Here is a 25,681-nt window from a genome sequence, read left to right as displayed (position 1 = left end):
CAGCTCCGGTTTTTTCAGACCGGATAATGGATTTCTGTTCAGAGAGTTCCCGCGTAACGAACATACAATCTGTTGGCGCCGGGCCAGTCTACAGAGACAAACGGGACTGGGTCAGAAATGGCGTCGTGGCATCAGCCCGGACAGGCCGCGCCGGTCTTCGCCCATGCTTCCACGAGAGCGCCCGCCTCGGCCTGTGTGCCCGGCGCAGGCGTACGTCCGTAACCAGGCGCCCAGGCCCAGCCGACCAGCGTATCCTTGCCGATGTGGTCGATGAGATCCTCGACCTTGCGGCCGCCATTGCGTGCGGGATCTTTGATCTGCGCGCAGATCTCGGCGACGGTCTTGCCTTCCCATGCCATCTCGCGCGGCGCGAGGTGCCATTCGTGATGACCGGGGATGCGGCCGGGTTCGAAATTGGCATCCTTGTGACAGGAGTTGCAGCGCATCGCCGCGGTGCCGTGGCCATCGGACCCACGCGTCACCGGCGGCTGATGCAAACGGCGCGCATCGCCCTGCCGCGGCATGTCGCCGGCGGGATGGCAGTTCACGCAGCGCGGATGCGTCAACACCTTGCCGAGTTCGGTAAAGATCGCCGCGGAGCGCGCACTGGTATCGGCGATGCCATTGAAACTCTCCGGGCTCGCCAGCCCTTTTGACGCGCCCTGCCCGGCCGCATAGGCCGTGAGCATGCTCATCCCGAGCGTCGCGACGACAACCAGAGTTTTGACGCGTGTCTCGGCTCTCATCCGCGCGGCTCCTGAATGAGATAGCGCTTCGCGTCGCTGAGGATCACATCGAGCACGGCCTCATGATACTTGAAGTAGCCGGTGCAGCGACACAGATGCCCGTCAAGCGCCTCGGCGATCCTCTCTTCAAGGCCCGCGCGCGGCACAGGCGTCCTGGCCAGTTGCTCGAGCAGCACCTGCCCTTCATTGAGAAAACCGGCGGTACAGTAACCGCACTGGAACGCGAAATGCCTGATGAAGGCCTTCTGCAACGGCGACAGCTCGCCGTTCTTGGCGTGGCCCTCGACCGTGCGGATGGTCTTGCCGTGGAAGCTTGCCGCCGAGGTCACGCAGGTCGGATTGGTGTGGCAGGTGCCGTCGGGCTCGTCGACGATCACGACACAGCTTAGGCACTGCGCGGCGCCGCAGCCGAATTTGGTGCCGGTCATGCCCAGATATTCGCGCAGGAAGTCGTTCATGGAGAGATCGTCGCGCACCTCGGTGGGCGCATGGACCTGTCCGTTGATGGTGATGCCCAATGTCGTCACGCGAGCGCTCCCTTGAGCATGGCCTGTGTCACCGGCAGCGCCGCGAAGCGGTGACCGATGGCGTCATGGATGGCGTTGAGCAATGCCGGCACGATAGGGATCATCACTACCTCGGCCATGCCCTTCGGCAATTCGTCCGGTGTCAGCGGCGGCATCAGCTCAATCTCGACGTCGCGCAGCGACAGGTCTGATCCCCTGGCCACCAGATATTGACCGAGATTCCATTGCCCGTTGCCGGGTCCGCCCTCAAACGGCGGCAGCGTTTCCAAAAGTGCATAACCGACGCCCATGGCGAAGCCGCCTTGTGCCTGGCCAATCACGACCTCCGGCACCAGCGCCTGCCCGCATTCGAATGCGGTATAGGCTTTGGCGATGCGCAGCACGCCGGTCGCTTTCTCGATCTCGACCCGGACTGTTGCACCGCATGCCGCTGTATAGGCCGTGCCCATCCGGTTGTTATCGGTTGGCGGGAACAACACGCTGGCACGGTTGATGCGCGTGAATTTGCCGGCGCCACGACGCAGCGCGAGCCCGTCGATCTCGGCGCGATACTGCTCGCCGTTAATGGGGAAACGTGCGCGTGCCCACGACCAGCGCGAGAACCCGTGCGCCACGGCGCCGGTGACCAGATTGCGTGCATGGGCCGCGGCGGCGAGTTTGTCCAACGGCAGCGACGGCAGGCCCGCCATCGTGAGCTGTCCGCCCTTCCACTGCGCCTTGGCAAAGTCCTTGGCGCGAGGATCGCGCGGGCCGATATTCCATAGCGCGAGCGCCGCCGGCCACAGACCGAAGCGGAAGATCACCCGCGCAGCTTCCGCCGCGGCATGGGTACCGACATGGGCGCCGATGGAGGCTGACGTGGCCGAACTGATCGACGGCACCCAGCGCGGATCCTTCTCGGCCTTGTCCTGGGTCTTCTGGTCCATGGTGTAGCAATCGCCGGAGGTCACCAGCTCCAGCGCATCGAACACGCCGACCTGCGACACCGCCACCTCGTCAGCGATGCTGCCGAGATGCAATGCGACGCGATTGGCCAGCGCCGTGCCGATGCCGTTGCCCATCTCGACATGGTCGCAGAAAATCGCGATCCTGCCGTCGGGGCTGAGTTCAACGCGACCGTTAGAACTATCGCCGCCGGTGCCGTAGTCCTTGGTCACACAGGCGACGCCGGTGCCGACCAGTATGCCACTGGCCGCGCGCGCCTTCTCTGCAGCTCGTTGCCGCCAGATCGCGTGCTGCTCGAGCTTGTCGAGAACCTCTAGGCTCCGCACCGAGACGATATAGGGATTGCCGGTCATGGTGCGGCCATCCTGCTTCAGGGCATTGCGTCGCCGGAAGTCGATGGGATCGAGCTTCAGCGCAAGCGCCGCCTCGTCGATCAGAACTTCGAGCGCGGTCATGGTCTGCAGCGAACCGTAGCCGCGCATCGAGCCCGCGGTCACGCCGCGGGTATGCTCTGCCACAGTCGTCACATCGACCTTCGGCACGTCATAGATACCAATTGCGGCCGTTGCCGCGCAGGTGGCGACATTGGCCGAGAAATTGGCGAGACCACCGCCATCGAGCACGTGATCGGCGGCGAAGGCCGTGATCTTGCCAGAGGCGCGATCGACCGACATGCGCGAGCGCATCTTGATGGCGTGGCGTTTGATGCCAGCCTGAAATTGCTGATACCGATCGTGCGCCAGCCGCACCGGACGGTCCGGAAAGAATATCGCCGCCAGCGTCACATAGAAAATGAATGGCGTATGGTCGCGGCCGCCGAAACCGCCCCCCACATAGGCGAATTGCGCGTTGATCGCACTCGGCTTGAACGGCGCCTTGGTTTCGCCAAGCAGAAACGCGATTGATTCCGTCGCTTCATAGGGCGACTGCACGCCCAGCACCAGTTCGAGCGCCTTGTCTTTTGCGCTGTACCAGCCCAGCCCGCATTCCGGCTCCATAAACATCGGATCGACAGACTGCGTATCGAAGGTGCGGTCCAGCACCAGAGCCGAAGACTCGCTGGCGGCGATTTCGGCACGGATCTGGTCGCCATAGACCGCAGCCTTCTCGTAACCGGCCTCGTTCTTGTGCGCGGTCGAGGACCATACCGGCAGCGCGGACGCCTGGGTACGGCCGGGCGTGACCCAGCCGGCAAGGACCGGCGAGTAGACATCGGGCGCATCGGGCGTGGCGCCGGCAACGCGGGTGAAACGATACGCCGCATAATTCGGCATTACGATCGGGCCGGTCTCCTCGCCAAACTGCACGAAGGTACCATCGCGCAAGGCCATCCGCGCGCGGTCATAGGTGTCGAACTGCTCAAAGATCAGCAGCGCAACAGGCTGGCCCATATAGAGCGGCGTCTTGCCGACGGGACAGAACAGATCGCCTTCATAATAGGCGGGAACGCGGATGTTGATCCTGGCGAGATCCACCGCGGTGACGATCACCGTAGGCTTCAGCCCGCCGCTCAGCCGCGCGAGGTCCATGCCAAGATAAACATGAGTGGCATCGGGCGCGCGCACCAAAATCGCGTGCGAGGTCTTGGCCGGCCAGCCCGGCAGGTCATTCGCCCGGAAATCCGACGCATAGAGTTTCGAGCCGGTGACCTTGGCGACGCCATCGACACGACCGACACCGCCGATAGCGGGATTCAACTTGCCCCGCCCCGGCAGTGTCTCGCGTGCCGGGAACGCCACCGGCTCCGCCGCAGCCAGATGCGACAGGCTGAGCGAAATACCGCCCGCCGACACCCATTTCATGAACTCGCGACGCGAAGTCCGCATGCTTCCACCCCTGATCGACAGCCGTCCGCAGCTGCGCCGATTACTTGAGATCGGCGATGGTGGCTGGCCCCGGTCCAGTCGTGATCAGCGTCGGCCACTGGTTCGAGCCGAACGGCACCACGGGCGGTAGGAACGGCGTCATGCCGCGCTTGGCGCTCTCGGCGATGATGGCCGCGCGGGCGTCGCCCCCCATCAATTCATAATCCATCAGGTGATAGTTGCCGAAGAACAGCGACCCCACGGAGCGATCCGCGATGATGCGCGTCAGCGACTCCAGCATATCGGCCTGCGTGGTGGTGAACGACACCGTCTCGATCAGCAGCAGGCGATCATTGATGGCTTCCGGCGGGAAGAACTGTGCCAGCACGCTGAACAGCACGTTGTTCTGCCGTGCCACGTAAATCGTGTTGCTCGCGGCATAGGCCTTGTCCCAATCGGGACCCAGCATCTTCTTCCAGTCGCCGAGCACGGTCATCCAGTGATTGACCTGGGTCTGCGCGGCCCACGTCACGTTCTTCGCAAGGAACGGCGCCTGCTTCTTGCCAAATGTCTCCAGCGTGTCGAAGGGGATGACGCCCTTGGCGATGCACTCGTCCATGAAAGCCAGGTTGTTCTGCAGGATGGTACGGTTGTTGTCGCGCCAGTCAGCCTGCATGGGCGTGAGATCGAGGCCATCCAGCGCCGACTGCATGCGGCTGCGATAGGCCTTCATCGAACCGAGCCAGGATTTGTTGTCGGGATTGTTGACGTAGGGGCCGACCACCTCGGCCAGTGCCATGGTGCTGTGGCCGACCGACTTCAGCAGCTGATAGACGATGGGCACCGAGGGCGCATCGAGCGGCGGTTTGCCGGGCTGGTACAGCGTGAATTTGCCGCCGGCGCCGGAGAACAGACCGAGGATCACGGGATGCTTGGCTAGAATATTGGTGCGGAAGACTTTCGCTGCGTCGCCGTAAAGCTCGAACATGCCGGTGTTGAGCGCGAGCATGTCCTTGGTGGCGGTCTCGGCAGGCGTTGTCGCGGTGAGCCCGGAAATCGGCGCCATATAGGATGGCAGCGTCTGGGCATGGGCGGCGCCGACGCCCCCCAACAGGACAGCTGCGAGAGCGACAGCGTGGCGATACGTCATATCCGGACTCCTCCGAGTCATCTTGGCGACTGCTACTGTCACGACTAACGCAGCACATCTTAAAAATCTGCCTTTCCATTCAGCAGAAATGGTCGCGACATAGTTGACGACAGCAAACACGCCGTGACGGGCGGAATGCTCTCGAACGCGACTGAACTGGATAAGAAAAACGCTACGAATCACGCAAAGCGCCGGTGACTCAAGGCTATACGCAATTTAGTGACACCGGAATTGGTTCGCGATCCGGAATACGCAATACGCAGCGATTTCTCGTCCGCCTGTGGTGGAAGGCTGGACGCCGGAAACAGGCCGGGGTTATTTTCACGACACGTAGATAAGCACCACCAACACGGCTATATGGCGCCGGACGTCTGAGGGGGAGCGCATGGCAAAAAAGACGTCCAGCACATCGACGGAGATCAACGAGGCAGGTTCTCCCTCCGCGCAGATCGACACGAAGATCAAGGAGCTGGGTGACTGGCGCGGCGAGATGCTCGCTCGCGTCCGAAAGGTCATCAAGCAGGCTGTCCCGGACGTGGTCGAGGAATGGAAGTGGCGCGGCGTTCCGGTCTGGGAATACGCGGGCATCATCTGCACCGGCGAGACCTATAAGGCGGTCGTGAAGATGACCTTCGCGAAGGGCGCATCGCTCGATGACCCGTCAGGCCTGTTCAACTCCAGCCTCGACGGCAACACCCGGCGGGCTATCGATATTCACGAGGGCGACAAGCTGGATGAAAAGGCGCTGAAGGCGCTCATCCGCGCTGCGGTGGCGCTGAACACCTCGACAAAGAAGAAGCCAAAGAAAGTGTGAGCGTCGTTATCTGGCGACCGGCCATGACAGGTCGTAAGACATCACATAGATGACGATAGCGGCCAGGCACAGAACCACGCCGATCCAGAACAGCGGCGAATGATGGATGGGGCGGCGGCGCGCGGTGTCGTCTCTCTGTTCGTGCTTCATTCCATCCCCCATTTTCGGCGCAAGCGCCCAGACCGTCCGAATTGTCGCGCGACGTTCTGACACACAGATCAGGCTCGCTGAAGCACGCATTGTCGCACCATTCGCAGGAAAGGTACGCATGCACAGCGCGATTCGACGCAACGATGATGGTTTATCCGCGCTGCTCCAGCCAGCACGGATGACCGATGTCGTCGATATCGGCGCCAATCCCATCGATGGCGACCCGCCCTACAAGCCGATGCTGCAAAGCGGACTTTGCCGCGTTACCGGTTTCGATCCGCATCCGCAGGCATTGGCGCAACTGCAGGCACGCAAGGGCGCGTTTGAGACCTATCTTCCTTATGCCGTCGGCGATGGCGGCAGCCATACGCTGAACATCTGCCGTGGCATCGGCTTTGCCAGCCTGCTGCAGCCTGAGCCGAAAACACTCACGCACTTTCCGAATTTTACCGAGCTCGGACGTGTCGTCGACAGGCTCCCGCTCGATACACAGCGGCTCGACGATATCGCCGAGATCGACCACATCGATCTCTTGAAGATCGACATTCAGGGTGGCGAACTGTCGGTGTTCAGGAACGGTCGCAGCAAACTGGCAAAGGCCGTCGCCATTCAGACCGAAGTCTCCTTCGTGCCGCTCTATGAGAAGCAGCCGGTGTTCGGCGACATCGATCTCGAACTGCGCAGCCTCGGCTTCATTCCGCACATGTTCGCGGCCATCAACAAGAAGATGATCGCGCCGATGATGGGCCCCAACCCTGCTGCTGCCATCAATCAACTCGTCGAGGCCGACGTGGTCTATGTCCGGGATTTCATCCAGGCCGAGGCGATGGAGAGCGAGCAGCTCAAGCACCTCGCACTGATCGCGCATCATTGCTACGCCTCGTTCGATCTGGCGCTGAATTGCGTGCATCATCTGGCCAGCCGCGGTGCCGTCGCGCCCGATGCCAAGAACCGCTATGTCGCCCTGCTCCAGGCCAATCGCCCCAAAGTAGCTGGCGGCAGACTTTAAACTTCTCCGGTTCCGACGTAACATGGTGTCCGGCGCAGGGGACGCGCCGACGCTTGCATCAGATTCCAGCCAGGACACGAGGCAGACAATGCTTTCTCGGCGCCGACTTTTGCTGACTGCGGGAATGGCGATCGCCTGCCCTGCAGTCCTGCGCGCCGAACCGCTGAAGATGCGCCTCGCCCATAGTCTTCCGACCACCCATCCCGTCCACCCGGCCATGCAGCACTTTGCCGATCTCGCGCGCGAGCGTTCGCAGGGCGAACTCGACATCGCGCTGTTTGCGGACGGGCAGCTCGGTCAGGAAGTCGACCTGCTGTCGCAGGTACAGGCCGGTAAACTGGATTTCCTGAAAGTCAGCGCCAGCGTGCTCGAGCGCTTCCATCCCGCCTACAAGGTTCTCAACCTGCCTTTCACGTTCCGCGATCGCTCCCATTGGCTGAAAGTAACGAGCAACGAGATCGGCAGCGACGTTCTGGCCTCAACCACATCGGCGGGTCTCACCGGCCTGACCTTCTACGATGCCGGCGCACGCAGCTTCTATGGCCGAAAACCGATTCTGCATCCCGACGATCTCAAGGGCATGAAGATCCGCATCCAGCCGTCTGAGACGATGGTCAAGCTGATGCAGCTGTTCGGTGCCGAAGGCATCGAACTGTCATGGAGCAATGTCTATGTCGCGCTGAAGTCGGGACTCGTTGATGGCGCGGAGAACAGCGTGGTGGCGCTGATCGTCGGCAAACATGCCGAAGTCGCGACGCACTACTCGTTCGACGAACACACCATGATCCCGGATGTACTGCTGGTTGGCGCCGGCCGGCTCAACAGCATGACGGCGAAACAGCGGGAGATCATCCGCGAAGCCGCCGCCCTATCCTATCATCACATGAACAAGCTGTGGACCGCATTCGAGGCGCAAACGCGCCTGCAGGTCGAAGCGATGGGCGTGACATTTGTCACGCCGGACAAGGCCCCCTTCATCGCGAAGGCAGCGCCCCTCGCCGACATCTATGCCGGCGAGGAAGCGTCACGGACGTTGCTGCGCAGGATCGCGCAGGCATAGGTCGTTTGATCGGGCTTATTTGACGCCGAGCAGTTCAACCTCGAAGATCAACGTCGCATTGGGCGGGATCACGCCGCCAGCACCACGCGCGCCATAGCCGAGAGCCGGCGGAATGATCAGCGTGCGCTTGCCGCCCACCTTCATGGTGGCGACGCCTTCGTCCCAGCCCTTGATGACCCGCGACATACCGATCGGGAATTCGAACGGCTCGTTGCGATCGACCGACGAGTCGAATTTCTTGCCCTTGACGCCGTTCTCATAGAGCCAGCCGGTGTAATGCATCACGCAGGTCTGGCCCTTGGCCGGCGTGGCGCCGGTGCCAACGGTAGTGTCTTCGATCTTGAGGCCTGAAGCTGTGGTCATGGTTTTTCCTGCGGCTGGCGCCATTTTCTGCGGCGCTTGTTTTTGAGGCGCTTGCGCCATGGCGGAAGAAAGGGAGACGTCGGAAACGGCCACGATCATGGCCGCACTGAGCGCGACGGCCGTAGCTCTAACGGCACGCTGGGAGTTTCGCATCATGTCTCCTGGATGGTTGGGTCTGCGAGCGGCGCAGTCATGCCCCGTCATCGCACCGCAACGCAAGTCCCGGCAATGCCGAATCCCGAAGCCGCGATCCATGAAGATCGGTCAATGAGGATGCTTGAATCGGTCCTCAGTCAGGCTTGGAGCTGCGTCGGGCCAGCTGACCCTTGTAATTTTCAAGCAACCGGGTCGCCAACTCTGTCGCCTCATCGCTTGCCTGGATCGAGCGACTGTCGGACATCGGCTCTGCGAGCGAGGCCGGATGTTTGAAGCTGAACGAGCGGATGACGCGATCGATGGCTGCTTGCATGGATAACTCCCGATGGCGACAGGAACTCCGCGTTTCGCGGAAAGTTCCTGATCAGTCAGCCGGAGGGCACCGCAGGTTCAAGGCAGCAGCACGGCCGCTGCAAAGCCGCAACATGGCCATTTTGGCTACAAATGTTGCTAAGCGCCTGCTTCTGCTGCGAATTGCAGCCCTTTGAAAGTCAGTCGCTTGGGGTCGCGAACGCCCGCCAGATACAGGCTGCGAATGAAGTGGGTCACCATGTCGCGATCACAGCCGGTCAGAATGACCACGGCATCGACGGCTGTCTTCTGGGCATCCATATCGGTCCTCGCGCCGCACAGGCGGCTTGCTCCGCGCGCTCCAAATCGCCGGATGACCAAAACATGCCCGATTCCCGGGATTTGCGGATATACGCGGATCACCCCGGCGCAAGCTCCGCCCCAGCCTCGCGCAGGCCTCCTTGCCGGCAAATCATGCGTAAGATTGCCGTAAATCGCAGATAGTTGATGCGTTGCCGCGCTGTCGGCTGTAAACCGCAGCGGAGTTTCGGCCATTGCCTGGGTGTTTGCCCGGCTGCCGCACCCGACAATGACCCACCCCAAACCGAAGAAAGCGACAAGGCCTCGTTCATGTCATTTAAGGAACCCAGCTTCGCGGATCGCCAGAAGGCTGCGATCGAAGCCAAGAAGAACATTCTGAACAAATTCAAGGCAGCACCGGGGCCCGATGATCCTGCCGTGAAGGCGCGCGCCGCCGAGCGCGAAGCCGCTGCCGTCGCACGCGCGGAAGCCAAGGCCATCCGCGACGCTGAGAAGGCCGTCCAGAAGGCTCGCGAAGCCGAAGAAGCGGCTGCCGCTGTAGCCCAGGCTGCGCGCGAAAAGGAAGAAGCCGCGCTTGCCCAGGCCGCGCTGGAAGCCCAGCAGAAAGCCGCCCGCGACGCCCGCTACGCCGCCCGCAAGAAGCGTAAATAAGCACGAGATCAGCGTGCCATCATCCGATGGCACGCTGCCTGAATTGATTGTCCGAGGTCAGTTCGTTTTGCCGAATTGCGGCTCGTCGGGTTTGACGAAATTGTTGCCGCTCGGGCCGTAGCCGGTGATCTGAATCACGGCCCCCTCTTCCCGTGTGCCGTCCCAATGCACCGCACCGGCGGGATGCACCATGTAGCCGCCGGTCTTCATCGGGATCGACTTTTCGGGCACGAAGGCTTCGCCCGTGCCGGTGTACCAGGTGCCCGACAGCACCACGACGTGACGATCTTCCGGATGCTTGTGCGGCTTGCTCATGATGCCGGGCGGCCACTTGATCCGCAGAACATAGATGCCCTGCTTCGAGGGATCTCCGTAAAGTGTCGCAACTTCAACGCCGACACCGAACGGATTCTTCCAGACTTCCTCGCCCTGATTGATGCGCACGAAGCCCATCTGATCGGTGGCGCTCCATGTCGTCACGCTTGGAAACAGTGTTGCTGCGATCAGACAAGTCGCCGCAACGACGAGGCGTCGTTCTTTTTTCATCATGGCCTCCCAGGCATTTTCTTGTGCGCGGAGGCTATGCCGAGTTTTCAGGTCCAGCAACGAGCAGCGCAACATGACAAGCCCGTCGCGCGGACGGGCCCGTCACAGCGATGCGTGTGAAGACGTTACTTCTTCATCATTCCATCGTCCTTCTTCATCATGCCGTCTTTCTTCATGCCATCGTCCTTCTTCATACCGTCGTGAGACATGGCATCCTTCTTCATACCGTCGCCCTTCGACATGGTGTCCTTTTTCATGCCGTCATCCTTACTCATCTTGTCTTGAGCGAAGGCGGCAGGTGCCAGCGCGAGGCTGAGCGAGACGAGCGCGGCGGACACGCCGAGCGCAAACCTGGTGGAGATGGTCATGATGTTTTTCCTCGGATCCATTTCTGAAGCGCGACGTCTGTCGCTATGAACCAGACGTACCGAGGTCGCGGTTTGTTACGTCGCATCAAAAAAGTCTTGATGATGCATCCGATAGCCATTGCGTGCGACGCAACATCACTTGCCCGCCGGTTCGGATTGTATAAACGAAGGGACGCGCGGTGACGGAGCAACAGGACGCGGGCGCATTTTGTCCCGCCCGGCACCAGACGAACACTTTCAGGAGTTACGCATGCTGACTCGCCGCCACATCCTTGGATCGGCCCTCGCCGTGCCTGCGATCCTCCGTTGCGGCATCAATACGGCGCAGGCAGCGACTACACTGAAGATCTCGCACCAGTTTCCCGGCGGCACCATCGATAACGGCGACTTCCGCGACCGTCTGGTCCGGACTTTCGCCGCCGCCATCGCCAAGCAGAGTGGCGGCGACCTCGTTGCCGAGGTTTATCCGGATTCGTCGCTGATCAAGGCAGATGCGCAATTTTCCGCCATGCGCAAAGGGACTCTCGATCTCAGCCTTTATCCCTTGCCTTATGCCGGCAATGAATTGCCGGAAGCGAATATCGGTCTAATGCCCGGTCTGGTCTCGACCTACGATCAGGGCTTGCGCTGGAAGAACCTGCCGATCGGCAAGGCACTGAGCGACATTCTCGCCGACAAGGGCATCGTGCTGCTGACCTGGGTCTGGCAGGCCGGCGGTGTGGCTAGCCGCTCGCGCCCGCTGGTTGTTCCTGAGGACGCCAAGGGTCTCACGGTACGCGGCGGTTCGCGCGAGATGAACATGATGTTGCAGACTGCCGGCGCACGCGTGCTCTCAATGCCGTCCAACGAAATTTACGCGGCGATGAAGAGCGGCGCCTGCGATGCCGGCATCACCTCATCGACCAGCCTCATCTCATTCAAGCTGAGCGAAGTCGCCAAGCATCTGACCTCCGGCGCGGGTGCGTCCTACTGGTTCATGCTTGAGCCGCTGATGATGTCCAAGACTGTGTTCGACAAATTGCCGAAAGCACACCAGGATATTCTGGTCTCGGTCGGCGCCGAGATGGAAGCCTTCGGCAAGGCGGGCGCGCAGCAAGACGATGTCGAAGTGTCCAGGGTCTATGAGAAGGCCGGCGCCCAGGTCAGCGCGCTCGACGCTGCGACCGTCGGCAAGTGGCGCGATATCGCGCGCGATACGGCGTGGAAGGACTATGTCGCCAAGACGCCGGTCACCGCGAACCTCCTCAAGCTCGCGCTGGACGTTCCGGCCTGACCTATCCTGTCGTCCGCCAGCTGGCTCTCAGCGCGTCTTCGCGTTGAGTGCCGAAGCGACACGGCTGACCGGCGGGCGGCCGATCAGAGCACTGATGGTGTTAGTCGCAGCGAGCAGCTTGTTCATATCGACGCCTGTGGCAATCCCCATGCCTTCCAGCATGTAGACCACATCTTCGGTACCGACATTGCCGGTCGCACCAGGCGCGTAGGGACAGCCGCCGAGACCGCCGGCAGCGCTGTCGACAACGCGACAGCCTTCTTCCATCCCGGCATAGAGATTGGCCAGCGCCTGACCATAAGTGTCGTGGAAGTGCATCGCGAGCTTCGGCATGGGAACCGAGCCAGCAACGGCGCGCAGCATCTGCCGCGCCTTCGACGGCGTCCCGACACCGATCGTGTCGCCGAGTGAGACTTCGTAGCAGCCGAGATCAAATAGCGTCTTCGAGACATCGACGACCGCCTGCGGCGCGACGTCGCCGTCATAGGGACAACCGAGAACGCAGGACACGTAACCGCGCACGCGGATGCCGTCGGCCTTGGCGCGCTCGATCACCGGCTTGAAGCGCTCGATGGATTCGGCGACCGAGCAATTGATGTTGGCACGCGAAAAGCCTTCCGAGGCCGAGGCGAACACCGCGATGACTTTCGCGCCGACCGCCTTCGCGCCCTCATAGCCCTTCTCGTTCGGCACCAGCACATGGAATTCACCGGGCAAATCGCGCAGGCCGAGAAATACCTGATCCGAACCCATCATTTTGGGGATCGCCTTGGGCGACACGAACGAGCCGACCTCAACCGTATGCAGGCCAGCCCCGACCAGCGCCTTTACAAAGGCGATGCGGTCCTCGACCGACACCGGCGTCTTTTCATTCTGCAAACCGTCGCGCGGGCCGACCTCGACGATACGAACCTGATCACTCATGCTTGTTTCAATCTCACACGTCTTTCATAGGATCAGGCGCTCGGCTCGACTTCCGCAAGCTCGACGCCTTCTCCAACAATATCGCCAACCTTGCACTTGATGCGCTTGAGCACGCCGGCGAACGGCGCGCGCAGGGTCTGCTCCATCTTCATGACTTCCAAGGTCAGGATGGCCGCGCCCTTCTCAAGGGTCGCGCCCTCCTCGGCCAGCAGCGCCACCACGGTGCCGGGCAACGGCGCAACGATCTTGTCCTCGCCGACTTGCTCTTCATCGTCGCCGCCGAACGGATCGACCCAATGCATGTCGAAACGGCCGTGACGCGTACGCAGGTAGAGTTCGTGGCCCTCGATCACCGAAACGATGTGCGAGCGTGCTCCGTCCAGTGTCAGATCGAAATGCCCGTCATCGGCCGCAGCCGTCTCAAACCCCAGCTCGCGAGTGCCGATCGAAATCGTCGCAGGACCGCTGCCGTAATTCAACGTCACGCGCTGCTCATCCGAACCATGCTTGAATTTGAACACCCGCTGGCGACGCCCGACCGGCATCCAACCAGCCGTCTGCCAGGGCGAGGTACCGGCGGCCCGTGCTGCCTGCGCTTCGTTCGAGACGATGGCGGCGACGGCCGCGCATAGTTCGAGATCGCCAGGCGCCGCCGAGTCCGGCGTCAACACTTTCAATTCACGCTCGATAAAGCCGGTGTCGATGGTGTTGGCACGCACATCCGGATGCGTCACAAGCGCCGACAGGAACGGCGTGTTGGTGACGATGCCGCGAATATCGGTTTCTTCCAGCCCACGGTTGAGCCGGTTGATCGCGGCATCGCGCGTCGGCGCCCAGGCAATCACCTTCGCGAGCATGGCGTCATAGTTCGGCGACACCGCGTCACCCTCGCGATAGCCAGCATCGATGCGCAAGCCGTTCGTCTCAGCGGGCGTCCGCCAGGTGCGAATCCTGCCAACCGAGGGCATGAAATTCTTGTGCGGATTCTCGGCGTAAACCCGCGCCTCGATGGCGTGGCCGTTGAGCTTGATCTCGCTTTGCGTCAGCGGCAGCTTTTCGCCGAATGCCACACGCAACTGCCATTCGACGAGATCAACCGACGTAATCAGTTCGGTGACGGGATGCTCGACTTGCAGGCGCGTGTTCATCTCGATGAAGAACACGTCCTTGCCGTCAGAGACGAATTCGATAGTGCCGGCGCCGACATAGTTCACCGCGCCTGCGGCCTTGCGGGCAGCCTCGCAAACCGCCTCACGCTGCGCGCCGTTCAACGTCGGCGACGGCGCCTCTTCAATCACCTTCTGATGCCTGCGCTGCAGCGTGCATTCGCGCTCGAACAGCGAGACCAGATTGCCATGACTGTCGCCGACGATCTGCACTTCGATATGGCGGGGATTGTCGACATACTTCTCGATCAGCATGCGATCGTCGCCGAACGCTGCCTTCGCCTCGCGCTTGGCGCTGACGATGGCCGGAGCCAGTTCAGCCGCCGAACGCACCACGCGCATGCCACGCCCGCCGCCGCCGGCGGAAGCCTTCACCAGAACCGGGAAGCCGATCTTGTCGGCCGCCTTGGCCAGTGTCGCGTCATCCTGCGCTTCGCCGTGGAATCCCGGCACCAGCGGCACGCCAGCCTTCTCCATCAGCGCCTTGGAGCCCGACTTCGAGCCCATCGCAGTGATCATCTCCGCAGTAGGTCCAACGAAGATCAGGCCGGCATCGGCACAAGCCTGCGCGAACTCGGCGCTCTCCGAGAGAAAGCCGTAGCCGGGATGGATCGCCTCGGCGCCGGTCTTCTTTGCAGCTTCGAGAATGCGCTCGATATTGAGATAGCTGTCGCGCGCACGCGCCGGGCCGATCAACACGGCCTCGTCGGCTTCCGCGACATGCAGCGCATTGGCATCTGCCTCGGAATAGACCGCGACGGTGCGCAAGCCCATGGCCCGCGCGGTACGGATGACGCGGCAGGCTATCTCGCCGCGATTGGCGATCAGGAGCGTGCGAAAGCGGCGATATAACGCTTTTGAGATTTCGGCTTTGGCCATCATCACATCCTGAACAGGCCGAAGCGCGTCGGCTCGATCGGCGCATTGGCCGACGCTGACAAACCAAGTCCGAGCACCAGGCGCGTATCTGCGGGATCAATCACGCCGTCATCCCAGAGGCGCGCCGTCGCGTAATACGGGCTGCCCTGGGTCTCGAACTGGTCGCGTGTCGGCTTGCGAAACGCTTCCTCCTCTTCGGTCGACCAGGTGCCGCCCTTGGCTTCGATATTGTCGCGGCGCAGCTGACTCAGCACCATCGCTGCCTGCTCGCCGCCCATCACCGAGATACGGGCATTGGGCCACATCCACAGAAAGCGCGGGCTGTAGGCGCGGCCGCACATGCCGTAATTGCCGGCGCCGTAGGAGCCGCCGACCACCACAGTGAATTTCGGGACGTTGGCCGTGGCGACAGCTGTCACCAGCTTGGCGCCATCGCGCGCAATGCCGCCGGCTTCGTATTTCTTGCCGACCATGAAGCCGGTGATGTTCTGCAGGAACACCAGCGGGATGTTGCGCTGGCAGCAAAGCTCGATGAAATGCGCGCCCTTCAGCGAGCTCTCGCTGAACAGGATTCCGTTGTTGGCGATGATGCCGACCGGGAAACCCCAGATATGCGCGAAGCCGCAGATCAGCGTCGTGCCGTAGAGCTTCTTGAATTCGTCGAATTCGGAGCCGTCGACAATGCGCGCGATGATGTCGTGCATATCGAACGGCTTGCGCGCGTCGGCAGGAATGACACCGTAGAGTTCTTCAGCTGCATACAGGGGATCGCGCGGCGACTGCATGTTCAGTGTGGCCCGCTGTGGTGGCTTCAGCGTTGCGACGATTTTTCGCGCGATGCCGATGGCGTGGCCATCGTTCTGTGCGTAGTGATCGGTGACGCCAGACTGCCGCGAATGTACATCCGCGCCGCCAAGTTCTTCGGCGGTGACCACTTCGCCGGTTGCGGCCTTCACCAGCGGCGGACCGCCGAGGAAGATCGTGCCCTGATTGCGCACGATGATGCTCTCGTCGGACATCGCCGGCATATAGGCGCCGCCGGCGGTGCACGAGCCCATCACGACCGCAATCTGCGGAATGCCCTGCGCCGACATCTGCGCCTGATTGTAGAAGATGCGGCCGAAATGGCGCTCATCCGGAAAGATGTCGTCCTGCTGCGGCAGAAACGCACCGCCGGAGTCCACCATATAGATACACGGCAGATTGTTCTGCCGCGCGATGTCCTGCGCGCGCAGATGCTTCTTCACCGTCATCGGATAGTAGGTGCCGCCCTTGATGGTCGCATCATTGGCGACGATCATGCACTCCCTGCCTGACACTCGGCCGACGCCAGTGATGACGCTGGCGGAATGGACATCGCCGCCATAGAGGCCGTTGGCGGCCAATGGCGAGAGTTCGAGGAAGGCCGTGCCGGGATCGATCATCAGATCGACACGCTCGCGGGCCAGCATCTTGCCGCGCGCGGTGTGCTTGGCGCGGGACGCCTTGCCGCCGCCGCCGGCGACCGCACCGAGCTTGTCCTTGAGCTCGGCAACCTGCGCCTTCATCACATCGACATTGCGTTTGAACTCGGCCGAGGTGGGATCGATCGTGGAGCGAAGCGACATCGGCTTCCGTTTCCTGGAGGGTCTGTTTCTTGTTTGCACGGCGGCCCGGCAACGGGCCTGCCATGATGGTGTCACCCCGTCGTGGCGGGACGCAACCCTAACTTTCGGTGCTGGTCAGGGTGAGATTTGGAGCGTTACGGAGGCTGATTTGCCCGCAAACCGGTCGTCAGTGCGACCATGGCTCCGAGCGGCGGAACGCAAAATTGTCGGCATAGGCGATGGTCCGGGGCGCACGCACCTTGGGCTCAATCACCTGATAGGCAATGCCTTCGCGCTCGCAGTAGGCGACCGCCTCTTCCTTGCTGTCGAAGTGGATGGACAGCTGCTGCTTCATGTCACCGGACGACGTCCAGCCCATCAGGGGCTCGATCACCCGCGCCTGCTCCGGCTCATAATCGAGCTGCCAGTCCTTGGTCTTGGCGAGGCCTGCCTGCATGGCATTCTTGGGGGCTTTGAAGATACGTGCGGTCATGGAATGCGATAGCCTTTTAAGGATGGGCCTTCGTCTCGGGATTAGCGTCTCGGGATCGGCCTTGGTCAGCTGCGACACTGCGACAAATTGGTGAAAACGGCGGGGCTGGTATATCCAATTGTCACGAATTTGATCCGTGATTCCGTCGTTTGGCGGCTTCGTTATTGTGTATATTCGTTCCACGGCGTCGTGACAATCGGGGCACGAAGCGGTCTATCTGATCTCGCAATTCGGCATCACGAAGGGCTCCTGAAGCGGCACCCATGGATATTCACGCCATCCTTCCCCCCAAAGGCCGAGACCTTCGGCTGGACCTGTTCCGCGGCATCGCCAACTGGGCGATCTACCTCGATCACATCCCCGACAATGTGGTGAACTGGGTCACCACCCGGAACTATGGCTTCTCCGACGCGGCCGACCTGTTCGTCTTCATCTCCGGCTACACGGCGTCCTTCGTCTACGCCAAGATGATGCTGGAGCGGGGCTTCATCGTCGGCGCTACGCGCCTCACCAAGCGGGTCTGGCAGCTCTATGTCGCCCACGTTATCCTGTTCGTGATCTACATCGCCGCCATCGGCTATGTGGCGCAGCGCTATAACGACCCCGACATCATTAACGAGTTCAACGTTGCCGGTCTGGTCGACAATCCGATCCAGACGCTGACGCAAGGTCTGCTGCTCAAGTTCAAGCCGCTCAATCTCGACGTGCTGCCACTCTATATTGTGCTGATGGGCCTGTTCCCGCCGGTGCTGTGGATGATGCTGCGCAAGCCGGATCTGACGATGCTGGCGTCGCTGGCGCTCTATTTCGCGGCACGCCAGTTCGGCTGGAATCTGCCCGCCTATCCCTACGGCGTCTGGTACTTCAACCCGTTCACCTGGCAATTACTGTTTGTGTTCGGCGCCTGGTTCGCGCTCGGCGGTGCGCTCGAGTCACGCTCGGTGATCCGCTCCAAGGTGCTGCTGTATTTCGGTATCGCCTATCTCTTGTTCTCGCTTGTCATGACCATGGCCGGTCGCTTCCCGGACACCGGCCACATGATCATGCCGGACTGGTTGTTCGACGCGTTCAATCCGAACGACAAGACCAACCTTGCGCCCTATCGCGTGCTGCATTTCGTGATCATCGCCTTCTTCGTCACCCGCTTCGTGCCGAAGGAATGGAAAGGCCTGGAGTGGCCGGTGTTTCAGCCGCTCATCAAATGCGGCCAGCAGTCGCTCGCCGTATTCTGCGTCGGCGTGTTCCTGTCCTTCGTCGGCCACTTCCAGCTGATGATGTCGTCAGGCTCGCTGCTGGCGCAAATATTCGTCAGCGCCGCCGGCATCGGCATCATGACCTGCGTGGCCTATTACATCTCGTGGTCGAAGAAGCAGGACAAGCCGTTGCCGAAGCCGACTGCTCCCGCAACGTCAGAACAGCAGGCATCGCCGTCGAAAGCCGCAGAATAGACCCGTTGTCGAACATGGTGCGGGACAGGCGAGAAATCGCCGGCAGATGCCTTGCTGCCCCCGGCCTAAGCGTGTATCGACACCGCATCGTCGGGGTATAGCGCAGCCTGGTAGCGCGGCGGTTTTGGGTACCGCAGGTCCTAGGTTCGAATCCTAGTGCCCCGACCATCCTCCATTATATTCAATGACTTAGCGCCTCTTGAACAGCGGGTGGACCACCTGGTCCCCGGGCGCGATTCCGTATTTTTTGGCGGTGCCTGCGACCACTTCGAGAACAGCCCGTGCCGGGCCTCCCGATGAAATGATCCTGAGGGATTGTGGCTCGGTATTCTCCGCGATCCGGAGCACCCGGCCATCACCGCCGATGAAGATCATGTCGAGTGAAACGAAGGTGTTCTTCATCCACATGGAGACCTGCTGCTCGGGGGTGAAGTCGAACAGCATACCGCGGCCATCCGCGAGCTCCTTGCGGTACATCAGACCGGTCGCCCGCTCCTCGTCGGTCTTGGCGATTTCGACGGAGAACATCCGCACACCTGACTTGGTGACGATTTCGAGCGGCTGGAATTCGGCGGCTGCGGCTGGCTTATAAGGGCCGACAAGGGCCAGAGCGGCGATCACCGCCAGCATCGAGAGGCGGCAGCGGTAGGCGAAGCGAAACAGACTCATGAAGGGCAATCCACGCAAAGAGCCCGGTCAGGACGCCGGGCGGCGCGACCCTAGCCTGACGACGCGTGCCAGCGCCAGACGGTCGTGATGCACAGCCGCGTGATGGCCCTAGGACGGTAAGGCCGACAGGAAACCTGCAAGAAACTTGGAAAACCGTAGACGGCTTAGTGCGACGAAAGACCCGGCGTACCGCCTTCGGGCTGGATCTCGGCAGCCATCATGCCCTTGGAACCAGGCCCGAAGCGCACCAGCACATACTGGCCGGGACGCAGTTCGGTCATGCCGAAACGGCGCAGGGTTTCCATGTGGACGAAGATGTCCGGCGTGCCTTCACCGCAGCTCAGGAAGCCGAAGCCACGCAGCCGGTTGAACCACTTCACCTGCGCCCGCTCGAGGCCACTGGTAGGCGTCACGCTGACATGGGTGCGCGGCGGCAACATCTGCGCCGGATGGATGGCAGTCGACTCGTCCATCGAGACAACGCGGAAAGCCTGATAGCCCTTGGACCGCTGGGTGCATTCAACGACCACACGGGCACCTTCATAGGCCGTCTGGTAGCCGTCGCGGCGAAGCACGGTCACATGCAGGAGCACGTCGGCTGCGCCATTGTCAGGAATGATGAAGCCATAACCCTTGGAAGCATCGAACCACTTGATAACACCGCTGATCTCGACGAGATCGACGGCGTTGCCTTCGCCGACACCCGCAAAGGGGTCGAGTGCGTCGCGGCTTGCGTTGCCTGAAAGCTCATTCCCTGGTCGCGGACCACCCGCTCCGGGAATCAGTCCCCCCAACCGCTTGGACTCAAATGCGTCCGACCCCATGGCCCCGGATCCCACTATCATTTGCGCTGTCAGCCCTGTCAGCGCCATCTCACATGCCCCATCGAAGCTAATTCACGATGGCGCGGTGCGAATCTTTCGATTCGAAGATAACACTGTCGCCTGATCAGCAAAGACAAAAAACGAACACAGTGACAGCTATGAACAGCTTGCGCTCAAACGAATCAGATGCGCATCAATTTCCGACGAACGGTCCGAGCGTTTCGCCGATATCATGGCGAATGACAAGGTCAGCGTGATCGTCCTGCTCGGTCGCCTCATTGTTGATGATAACAAGGCGTGCACCGGCATGTTTCGCCATCATCGGGAATCCCGCTGCGGGCCACACGACGAGCGACGATCCAATCGCAATGAACAGATCGCAGTGCTGCGATAGCTCAGTTGCGCGACGCATCTCATCTTCAGGCATCGCCTGACCGAATGAGATCGTCGCAGCCTTCACGGGCTCGCCGCATGCCGTGCAGTCTGGCGCCTGTCTTTCGGAATCGAATCTGCTCTTCACCCAATCGAGCTCATAGCGCCTCGCGCAACCGATGCAACGCGCATAGGTCGTATTGCCGTGCAGCTCGATCACAGCGTCAGCCTTGAAGCCGGACGCTTGATGCAAGTTGTCGATGTTTTGGGTGATCACAGCGGGAATCTTGCCGGCCTTGTAGAGTGAGGCGAGCGCGCGATGCCCGCGACCAGGCTTGGCGGCAGCGAATGTCTCTTCCATCGCAAAGCGCCGGCGCCAGGCTTCATCGCGCGCATCCTGACTGGCGACGAACTCGTCGAACGGAATTGGCCGGTTACGGGTCCACAAGCCACCAGGCGAACGGAAATCGGGAATGCCTGTTTCGGTCGAGATCCCCGCGCCGGTGAACGGCACGATGGTTCTCGCCTCGGCGATCATCTCGCCAAGACGATCCACGCCAGTGGGAAGGTCAGTTGCAATCATTGGAAGGTCCGAGAGGAAGTGATCCGACGACAATGCCGCAGACCGGGATCCGGTGCCATGCCGGGATCAACGCATGTTTCGCTTCGTCGCCACGTTTCCTGGATCTATTTCGCTTTGGCGCGTCCATTCCTTGCGGGCTTGTCGATCAAAAAGTCTTCCCGCTTGCGACCGGCGGCGATCTCCTTCGCGAGCCAGCCCGCTACACCGCCGCGCCCGGTCCAGGTCTCTCCCGTCTTGGGATGGCGATACTTCGCCGGAACCTTGATGCCTTTGACACGGCTGGTTTTGCCATCGACGCTTCTGATCTGTGCGAGTTGCGCCTGCAATTCGGCACGGTGGGCTTGCAGTTGCTTGTCGATATCCTCCCGCAATGCGAGGAGTTCGGGAACCGAAAGAGATTTGATATCAAGGGCCGGCATAAACAAGCTCCGATCAAATGCGTCCGCACTCCTTCCCAAGGCGCGCAAAATACGCGCCAGCGTGCGTCAATTAAATGAAATGCGGGCGGTGTCAAAACACCACATCAAAATCAAATATCGGGGCGAAGCTGAAATGAGCTCCGCCCTTAAGTAATTAAATACCGATTTGCGAAATCTTTATGCAGCCCGCGAGACATCGGCGGAGAGCTCGCTCTTCGGCAGATCGTCCTTCTTCGGCTTTGCCACCGGCGTTGCCTGAGACTTCTTCACGGACTTGCCGTACTGCGCGAGCTTATCCAGCTCGGCTTCGAGCTCAGCCTGACGCGCAGCAACTTTTTCCGCCAGCTTGTCGGATGCATGATCGCGCAGTGCCGCAAGTTCCTCGATGCTCAGTGAGTCCAGATCGATCTTGGCCATGGAAATCTCCGTTTGTTCCGAACTAGCGATAACATCCATGCGCCGCAAGCGCGGCAGCGCGATCATCCACCGAAGACATCATGATGGATGCAATTCAATTGACGTCGAGCTCTTGCTTCGCAGAGAATGGATGCGGGATTGGGGAAACGCGTCATGGCATCTTGGAAAGAAGAGCGTGACCGGCTGGTCGCGCAGACGCTCGCATTCGTACAGGAAGTCGCCGCAGCGCATCCGGTCGCGGCCCAGCGACTGAACATCTGGCAACCGCCGAGCCACGCGCCGTCGCACGCGTCCGATTCAACGGAAACCGTCACCTCGCCTGCCATCATGGAGGCAGATCGCTTGACGGCCCCTGCTTTGATTGTACATGCGGCGAACGCGGCAATTGAAACCTCGGAGCGCAGTTCGCAGGACCTTCCTGTTGCAGGTCCAACCAACGTGCCATCTCCTGCCCGGAGAGATCCGCTTTATTCGGGCCCATCCGAGCGGGCCGAGATCCTCAAGCGCGTTGCGTCGTTCAAGGCTCGCCAGGCCCAGATGATCCACGAGCGCGACGTCTATTACGAAGCTATGCAGACGCGTATCCGCACAACGCTGCGGAACGATTCCGGGCGCGACCGGTTGTAAAGCCGGAGCAGTTTCCCCGATGCTCTGTTTTCAGAAAGCCCCGTCCTCCCCCGGCGGGGCTTTCGCCTTGCGGGCTTCAACGTGAGGAGACGGTCTGTCGGTTCGGGTTATTTGCCGAGGTGTCGCCGCACGGCGGCAACCGACGAGCCGACCTTTTCGATCGCGGCGTTCAATTCGGTCGGCGAGACGCTCAGCCGATAGGCCCAATAGTCGCGTTGGGAAGCATCACTGGAATCGATCACCGGCGCCGGCCGGACGCCACGTTCGGACGCCAGGACGGCGGCGACTGGGACGAGACTGATCATGCCGGCAGGGTAACACGTCGCCCGCACAGCCCAAGCGAGTGCACACTCCAACGTTAACAGGCGATTGATGCGATCTCGGAAAGTCGTCCAGTCAAAGCAAGAAGTCTTGCCGCGAGCAATTACTGAACCACCGAGCCCAGCGAGGCCTGGATCTCATTGAGCGGGATGCACAACTTCTTGCGGCGCAGGCCACGAATGGCGCCGGTGACCTTTAAGATCTTGCCGGCCGCACATGACCCGTCCTGGACCAGCGCGCTCTCGTAAGGCGCCAGGATGAGCGGTTCAGCTGTCCGAATGGACTGAGCGGCGGAAGGTGTGGCCAACGCCACCAGAGAAATTCCGAAAGTCCCCAAAACCCAAAAACGCATGGTCGTCCCCAACACAGCAAATACGCACCGGTCCAAGGGTAATCGTTCACGCCCTTCAATTTTTGCAGTCAGCTCTCCCCGAGCCGTTACCGCAATTATTGCCCCGGACCACCGCGAAACACAAAGCAATTTTCGCGCCGATTTCCGGTTTCAGCATAGGGTCAGAGCGTGACCTGCTCGTGACCGCACTCCTTGCAGGTGAAAGACACCCGCGCGACACCCTTTGGCGCCGAGACCTTGTTCGCCGCGCCGCACTTGCCGCAGGTCGTCATAATCCGTGTGTCGCCCTGCTTCACCACCAGCGCCTTGCGCTCCATAGTCTCGCGGATCAGACGCTCGGCCTCTTCGCGCATTGCCTGCTTGCTCATGCAGCTCTCCTGACAGACGCCGAAGCAAAAGGCCCCGAGCGAGCGGCCTTATAGCTGATGACGATGACACTCTCCATCGCGATCAAAATCGGGAGCCCCGGATCGCACCATTCCCCTGCAGAATTCCGTGCATTCCAATCTCCCGTAGCGAGATCCCGATGGACAGAATGGCTGACCTGAGCTAGAACAAATAGAGAACATCATTCGCCAATGTTTTATCGGGACGTCACAGGAATCGCCGGATTGGCGGGGCATACGCGGCTGGAAAACTGGGAGACTGACATGGATTTGCAGGCACGTATCGACCTTTGGAAAAGCATCGATCCGGATCCGGAATTCTGCCGCAAGGCAGAACGAGAAATGCTGCTCTTGAGTTGTCAGGACGAAGACTGGGTCAACGCGCGGATGCGGGATTTCGAACAGGCGCTTGCGTTGGAGAGTGCTGAATAACGGAACCCTTTGGCGTCGACGGCGTTACGTCTGCGCTGGAATATCCAACCTCGCTTCACAGCGGTGATGCGAGGTTTTGTTTTGCCGGTGATTCGGTGCGAGAGATCTGAGCTTGCGTGAGCGTCGCGCGCTGCGACTTATCCACCGGTCGCCTTGCAAAGATCGGATTGATGCCGCATTCGGCATCGATGCTCTCCTTGGGGAGCGAAACGAAGAGAAGAAAATGAACGAAGAAAGAATTTCAGCGGCGCGCGCCGACATGGAACGCCGGGTGGCAGAATTTCGCGAGAAGCAGGCGAAGTTCCAGCGCGAACGTGAAGACTATTACGAGACCACGATCGAAAAGGTACGGGCAACCGACTGGAACGAGTTCGTGACACCCCGTCAGGAGCGCCGTGTGCGGCACTAGCTACGATCTGCTCGCAGCAGCGACCAATAAAAAGCCCGCCATTTCTGGCGGGCTTTTTATTGAATGCGCGTCACGCACGTGCAGCGCAATAGGCCCGAAGCAATGCTCCGGGCCGTGTTCGGCCCTACCAATAACCATAGCTGCGATAGTAACGCGGGCCATAGGCATAGGGGCCGGGACCATAGTAACCGCCATAGTAAGCCGGACGGTAATAACGCGGTCGGTAATATCCGTAGCCGGGACCGTAGCCATAATAGCGTGGGCCATATCCGTATCCGTACGGTCCGTACGCACCATAGGCCCCCGCGGCCAGCGCACCTGCGGCAATACCAAAGCCGATTGCGGGACCCGGTCCCCAACCTCTACCCCATCCGCGCGCTTCAGCAGGCGCCGTAACGGCGGTCGTGCCGATGGCTGCGACAGTGGCCAGGATCAATGCTGCTTTTTTCATGTGATACCCTTTCTGTTCACCACCGGCCAAATAACGCCAAGCTTTTTTGTTGGTTTCAGGGCCTGTAAGATTTCACCGCTCGGGTTCCGGACCGGAGGTGCGTCATGATGCCCATTCGCTATCGCCGTGCGCAACTCGCACGCCAGCTTCAGGCCTTTCACGCGGCGCATCCCGAATTCATCCGAGAGCGGCTTCGCGCTTTCGATGAACACAACGGACGCGACAAGATGATTCCCGTGACGCATCGCAAAATGAAACCGTCACCCTATGCGCGTCGCTTGGCTGCGCTCCCCCGCGACAAGGCGCCGATTAGCTCGGGGTGAAGCCTTAACGCGCCCCATATCGCCTTCACGTTTCATTAACCATGAGGGGCCGGTTATCGGAACGGCTCGCAAAGCCGACGCTTTCCTCTCCATGAATGTACGCGGAGTCGCACGGACACGCGTGCGAGCAGTGGAGTAATGGCGATGATTGAACAGATCGCAAAGATCGACAAGGCGCTCGATGAATTGCTCGTCGGCCTTGGCCAGATGGTGCTGCGCCTGTCGAGTCCGCATGTCACGCGTACGCGCGAGGAACGCGAGGCTCTTGTCCGCTCAGTCAATCAGTTCTCAACCTGCGCAGCCCGCTCCAGCGATCCGCGGGTCCTCAAGCTTGCTGACGACTTGCAAAATACGCTGAAGCCGCGCCTGCGTCTCGTGGCCAGTCACTGACGACGCTGGGCGTCCCAAAACATTTGCAGGGCAAC

The 25,681-nt window shown here is 61.0% G+C and carries 33 protein-coding genes and 1 tRNA gene; 11 read left to right on the top strand and 23 right to left on the bottom strand.

Annotation, left to right across the window (positions count from 1 at the left end; all coding sequences use genetic code 11):
• Nucleotides 1-131: 131 nt before the first annotated feature.
• From AB7951_RS13195 to AB7951_RS13180, 4 genes are read right to left on the bottom strand one after another with little or no spacing between them, the layout of a single operon-like run.
• The gene (locus AB7951_RS13195) at nucleotides 132-746 is read right to left on the bottom strand and encodes an Isoquinoline 1-oxidoreductase subunit (protein WP_120289633.1); all 615 of its coding nucleotides are present in this window, start codon (nucleotides 744-746) and stop codon (nucleotides 132-134) included.
• The gene (locus tag AB7951_RS13190) at nucleotides 743-1,273 is read right to left on the bottom strand and encodes a (2Fe-2S)-binding protein (protein WP_089264269.1); all 531 of its coding nucleotides are present in this window, start codon (nucleotides 1,271-1,273) and stop codon (nucleotides 743-745) included. Before AB7951_RS13190 ends, AB7951_RS13195 begins: the two co-directional genes overlap by 4 nt.
• Nucleotides 1,270-4,044 (bottom strand): molybdopterin cofactor-binding domain-containing protein, encoded by a 2,775-nt coding sequence (locus AB7951_RS13185; RefSeq protein WP_120289631.1) that lies wholly within the window; start codon nucleotides 4,042-4,044, stop codon nucleotides 1,270-1,272. Before AB7951_RS13185 ends, AB7951_RS13190 begins: the two co-directional genes overlap by 4 nt.
• Before the next feature lie 40 nt (nucleotides 4,045-4,084).
• Nucleotides 4,085-5,173, bottom strand: a complete 1,089-nt coding sequence (locus tag AB7951_RS13180) for a hypothetical protein (protein ID WP_120289629.1) — start codon at nucleotides 5,171-5,173, stop codon at nucleotides 4,085-4,087.
• Between the two features lie 385 nt (nucleotides 5,174-5,558).
• On the opposite strand from AB7951_RS13180, the gene AB7951_RS13175 reads away from it, so the two are divergent.
• Nucleotides 5,559-5,987 carry a DUF1801 domain-containing protein gene (locus AB7951_RS13175; protein WP_120289627.1) on the top strand — a complete coding sequence of 143 codons (429 nt, stop codon included), beginning with the start codon at nucleotides 5,559-5,561 and terminating at the stop codon, nucleotides 5,985-5,987.
• Nucleotides 5,988-5,993: 6 nt separating this feature from the next.
• Here AB7951_RS13175 and AB7951_RS13170 read toward each other — a convergent pair whose 3' ends face one another.
• On the bottom strand, nucleotides 5,994-6,137 hold the full coding sequence (locus tag AB7951_RS13170; RefSeq protein ID WP_170849670.1) for a hypothetical protein: 144 nt from the start codon (nucleotides 6,135-6,137) through the stop codon (nucleotides 5,994-5,996).
• Between the two features lie 118 nt (nucleotides 6,138-6,255).
• Between AB7951_RS13170 and AB7951_RS13165 the strand changes: the two genes are divergently transcribed.
• Complete coding sequence (locus AB7951_RS13165; RefSeq protein ID WP_120289625.1) at nucleotides 6,256-7,146, top strand: FkbM family methyltransferase; 891 nt, start codon at nucleotides 6,256-6,258, stop codon at nucleotides 7,144-7,146.
• Between the two features lie 124 nt (nucleotides 7,147-7,270).
• Nucleotides 7,271-8,206 (top strand): TRAP transporter substrate-binding protein, encoded by a 936-nt coding sequence (locus tag AB7951_RS13160; protein ID WP_158596796.1) that lies wholly within the window; start codon nucleotides 7,271-7,273, stop codon nucleotides 8,204-8,206.
• Between the two features lie 15 nt (nucleotides 8,207-8,221).
• Here the strand turns inward: AB7951_RS13160 and AB7951_RS13155 are convergent, their stop codons facing one another.
• The 3 genes from AB7951_RS13155 to AB7951_RS13145 form a co-directional block, all read right to left on the bottom strand.
• Nucleotides 8,222-8,722 (bottom strand): FKBP-type peptidyl-prolyl cis-trans isomerase, encoded by a 501-nt coding sequence (locus AB7951_RS13155; protein ID WP_199712064.1) that lies wholly within the window; start codon nucleotides 8,720-8,722, stop codon nucleotides 8,222-8,224.
• A 136-nt stretch (nucleotides 8,723-8,858) separates the two neighbouring features.
• Nucleotides 8,859-9,038 carry a hypothetical protein gene (locus AB7951_RS13150; RefSeq protein WP_089264262.1) on the bottom strand — a complete coding sequence of 60 codons (180 nt, stop codon included), beginning with the start codon at nucleotides 9,036-9,038 and terminating at the stop codon, nucleotides 8,859-8,861.
• A gap of 137 nt (nucleotides 9,039-9,175) precedes the next feature.
• Nucleotides 9,176-9,337, bottom strand: coding sequence for a hypothetical protein (locus tag AB7951_RS13145; protein ID WP_199712063.1), 162 nt, complete (start codon nucleotides 9,335-9,337; stop codon nucleotides 9,176-9,178).
• A 309-nt stretch (nucleotides 9,338-9,646) separates the two neighbouring features.
• Here AB7951_RS13145 and AB7951_RS13140 point away from each other — a divergent pair, with 309 nt between their 5' ends.
• Nucleotides 9,647-9,988: a DUF6481 family protein gene (locus AB7951_RS13140; RefSeq protein ID WP_089264260.1), complete on the top strand. Its 342-nt coding sequence runs from the start codon at nucleotides 9,647-9,649 to the stop codon at nucleotides 9,986-9,988.
• Nucleotides 9,989-10,045: 57 nt separating this feature from the next.
• Here AB7951_RS13140 and AB7951_RS13135 read toward each other — a convergent pair whose 3' ends face one another.
• Together AB7951_RS13135 and AB7951_RS13130 are read right to left on the bottom strand one after the other, a co-directional pair.
• Nucleotides 10,046-10,534 (bottom strand): cupin domain-containing protein, encoded by a 489-nt coding sequence (locus AB7951_RS13135; RefSeq protein ID WP_147421638.1) that lies wholly within the window; start codon nucleotides 10,532-10,534, stop codon nucleotides 10,046-10,048.
• A 125-nt stretch (nucleotides 10,535-10,659) separates the two neighbouring features.
• Entirely contained in the window at nucleotides 10,660-10,902 is a 243-nt protein-coding gene (locus tag AB7951_RS13130) for a pentapeptide MXKDX repeat protein (RefSeq protein WP_120290317.1), read from the bottom strand.
• Nucleotides 10,903-11,152: 250 nt separating this feature from the next.
• Between AB7951_RS13130 and dctP the strand changes: the two genes are divergently transcribed.
• Nucleotides 11,153-12,175 carry a TRAP transporter substrate-binding protein DctP gene (gene dctP, locus AB7951_RS13125; RefSeq protein WP_120289616.1) on the top strand — a complete coding sequence of 341 codons (1,023 nt, stop codon included), beginning with the start codon at nucleotides 11,153-11,155 and terminating at the stop codon, nucleotides 12,173-12,175.
• Between the two features lie 27 nt (nucleotides 12,176-12,202).
• Here the strand turns inward: dctP and AB7951_RS13120 are convergent, their stop codons facing one another.
• The 4 genes from AB7951_RS13120 to AB7951_RS13105 all read right to left on the bottom strand — a co-directional run bounded on the left by AB7951_RS13120 (nucleotide 12,203) and on the right by AB7951_RS13105 (nucleotide 17,223).
• Nucleotides 12,203-13,099, bottom strand: a complete 897-nt coding sequence (locus AB7951_RS13120; protein ID WP_120289614.1) for a hydroxymethylglutaryl-CoA lyase — start codon at nucleotides 13,097-13,099, stop codon at nucleotides 12,203-12,205.
• A 32-nt stretch (nucleotides 13,100-13,131) separates the two neighbouring features.
• Complete coding sequence (locus tag AB7951_RS13115; protein WP_120290315.1) at nucleotides 13,132-15,144, bottom strand: acetyl-CoA carboxylase biotin carboxylase subunit; 2,013 nt, start codon at nucleotides 15,142-15,144, stop codon at nucleotides 13,132-13,134.
• A 2-nt stretch (nucleotides 15,145-15,146) separates the two neighbouring features.
• The gene (locus AB7951_RS13110; protein ID WP_120289612.1) at nucleotides 15,147-16,751 is read right to left on the bottom strand and encodes a carboxyl transferase domain-containing protein; all 1,605 of its coding nucleotides are present in this window, start codon (nucleotides 16,749-16,751) and stop codon (nucleotides 15,147-15,149) included.
• A gap of 166 nt (nucleotides 16,752-16,917) precedes the next feature.
• Nucleotides 16,918-17,223 (bottom strand): ETC complex I subunit, encoded by a 306-nt coding sequence (locus tag AB7951_RS13105; RefSeq protein WP_089264254.1) that lies wholly within the window; start codon nucleotides 17,221-17,223, stop codon nucleotides 16,918-16,920.
• Nucleotides 17,224-17,486: 263 nt separating this feature from the next.
• On the opposite strand from AB7951_RS13105, the gene AB7951_RS13100 reads away from it, so the two are divergent.
• Nucleotides 17,487-18,671: an OpgC domain-containing protein gene (locus AB7951_RS13100; RefSeq protein ID WP_120289610.1), complete on the top strand. Its 1,185-nt coding sequence runs from the start codon at nucleotides 17,487-17,489 to the stop codon at nucleotides 18,669-18,671.
• Nucleotides 18,672-18,762: 91 nt separating this feature from the next.
• A tRNA-Pro gene (locus AB7951_RS13095) sits at nucleotides 18,763-18,839 on the top strand.
• A gap of 21 nt (nucleotides 18,840-18,860) precedes the next feature.
• Here the strand turns inward: AB7951_RS13095 and AB7951_RS13090 are convergent.
• The 5 genes from AB7951_RS13090 to AB7951_RS13070 all read right to left on the bottom strand — a co-directional run bounded on the left by AB7951_RS13090 (nucleotide 18,861) and on the right by AB7951_RS13070 (nucleotide 21,955).
• Nucleotides 18,861-19,301 carry a DUF192 domain-containing protein gene (locus AB7951_RS13090; protein WP_439062659.1) on the bottom strand — a complete coding sequence of 147 codons (441 nt, stop codon included), beginning with the start codon at nucleotides 19,299-19,301 and terminating at the stop codon, nucleotides 18,861-18,863.
• Nucleotides 19,302-19,504: 203 nt separating this feature from the next.
• Complete coding sequence (locus AB7951_RS13085; RefSeq protein WP_170849667.1) at nucleotides 19,505-20,164, bottom strand: cold-shock protein; 660 nt, start codon at nucleotides 20,162-20,164, stop codon at nucleotides 19,505-19,507.
• 193 nt (nucleotides 20,165-20,357) lie between these two features.
• Nucleotides 20,358-21,119 carry a Sir2 family NAD-dependent protein deacetylase gene (locus tag AB7951_RS13080; protein WP_120289606.1) on the bottom strand — a complete coding sequence of 254 codons (762 nt, stop codon included), beginning with the start codon at nucleotides 21,117-21,119 and terminating at the stop codon, nucleotides 20,358-20,360.
• A 104-nt stretch (nucleotides 21,120-21,223) separates the two neighbouring features.
• Nucleotides 21,224-21,538, bottom strand: a complete 315-nt coding sequence (locus AB7951_RS13075) for an H-NS histone family protein (protein WP_120289604.1) — start codon at nucleotides 21,536-21,538, stop codon at nucleotides 21,224-21,226.
• Nucleotides 21,539-21,715: 177 nt separating this feature from the next.
• The gene (locus AB7951_RS13070) at nucleotides 21,716-21,955 is read right to left on the bottom strand and encodes a hypothetical protein (RefSeq protein WP_093758515.1); all 240 of its coding nucleotides are present in this window, start codon (nucleotides 21,953-21,955) and stop codon (nucleotides 21,716-21,718) included.
• 153 nt (nucleotides 21,956-22,108) lie between these two features.
• On the opposite strand from AB7951_RS13070, the gene AB7951_RS13065 reads away from it, so the two are divergent.
• Complete coding sequence (locus tag AB7951_RS13065) at nucleotides 22,109-22,582, top strand: hypothetical protein (protein ID WP_120289602.1); 474 nt, start codon at nucleotides 22,109-22,111, stop codon at nucleotides 22,580-22,582.
• A gap of 107 nt (nucleotides 22,583-22,689) precedes the next feature.
• On the opposite strand, the gene AB7951_RS13060 is transcribed toward AB7951_RS13065, so the two are convergent.
• The 3 genes from AB7951_RS13060 to AB7951_RS13050 form a co-directional block, all read right to left on the bottom strand.
• Entirely contained in the window at nucleotides 22,690-22,887 is a 198-nt protein-coding gene (locus AB7951_RS13060; protein WP_068736505.1) for a DUF3606 domain-containing protein, read from the bottom strand.
• Between the two features lie 119 nt (nucleotides 22,888-23,006).
• Nucleotides 23,007-23,255, bottom strand: a complete 249-nt coding sequence (locus AB7951_RS13055) for a DUF6719 family protein (protein ID WP_139212548.1) — start codon at nucleotides 23,253-23,255, stop codon at nucleotides 23,007-23,009.
• Between the two features lie 161 nt (nucleotides 23,256-23,416).
• The gene (locus tag AB7951_RS13050) at nucleotides 23,417-23,623 is read right to left on the bottom strand and encodes a hypothetical protein (RefSeq protein WP_089264246.1); all 207 of its coding nucleotides are present in this window, start codon (nucleotides 23,621-23,623) and stop codon (nucleotides 23,417-23,419) included.
• 282 nt (nucleotides 23,624-23,905) lie between these two features.
• Here AB7951_RS13050 and AB7951_RS13045 point away from each other — a divergent pair, with 282 nt between their 5' ends.
• The gene (locus AB7951_RS13045; RefSeq protein WP_158550333.1) at nucleotides 23,906-24,073 is read left to right on the top strand and encodes a hypothetical protein; all 168 of its coding nucleotides are present in this window, start codon (nucleotides 23,906-23,908) and stop codon (nucleotides 24,071-24,073) included.
• A gap of 112 nt (nucleotides 24,074-24,185) precedes the next feature.
• Nucleotides 24,186-24,482: a hypothetical protein gene (locus AB7951_RS13040; RefSeq protein WP_120289595.1), complete on the top strand. Its 297-nt coding sequence runs from the start codon at nucleotides 24,186-24,188 to the stop codon at nucleotides 24,480-24,482.
• A gap of 124 nt (nucleotides 24,483-24,606) precedes the next feature.
• Here the strand turns inward: AB7951_RS13040 and AB7951_RS13035 are convergent, their stop codons facing one another.
• Nucleotides 24,607-24,933, bottom strand: coding sequence for a hypothetical protein (locus tag AB7951_RS13035; protein ID WP_092143275.1), 327 nt, complete (start codon nucleotides 24,931-24,933; stop codon nucleotides 24,607-24,609).
• Nucleotides 24,934-25,400: 467 nt separating this feature from the next.
• Between AB7951_RS13035 and AB7951_RS13030 the strand changes: the two genes are divergently transcribed.
• Complete coding sequence (locus tag AB7951_RS13030) at nucleotides 25,401-25,646, top strand: hypothetical protein (protein WP_120289591.1); 246 nt, start codon at nucleotides 25,401-25,403, stop codon at nucleotides 25,644-25,646.
• The last annotated feature ends 35 nt before the right edge of the window (nucleotides 25,647-25,681 follow it).

This window comes from Tardiphaga sp. 285_C5_N1_2 (genome assembly GCF_052076065.1).
In the GTDB taxonomy this organism is placed as follows: domain Bacteria; phylum Pseudomonadota; class Alphaproteobacteria; order Rhizobiales; family Xanthobacteraceae; genus Tardiphaga; species Tardiphaga robiniae.
Note: the sequence above shows the minus strand (reverse complement) of the source record. Positions and strands in the feature narration are given on the sequence as shown.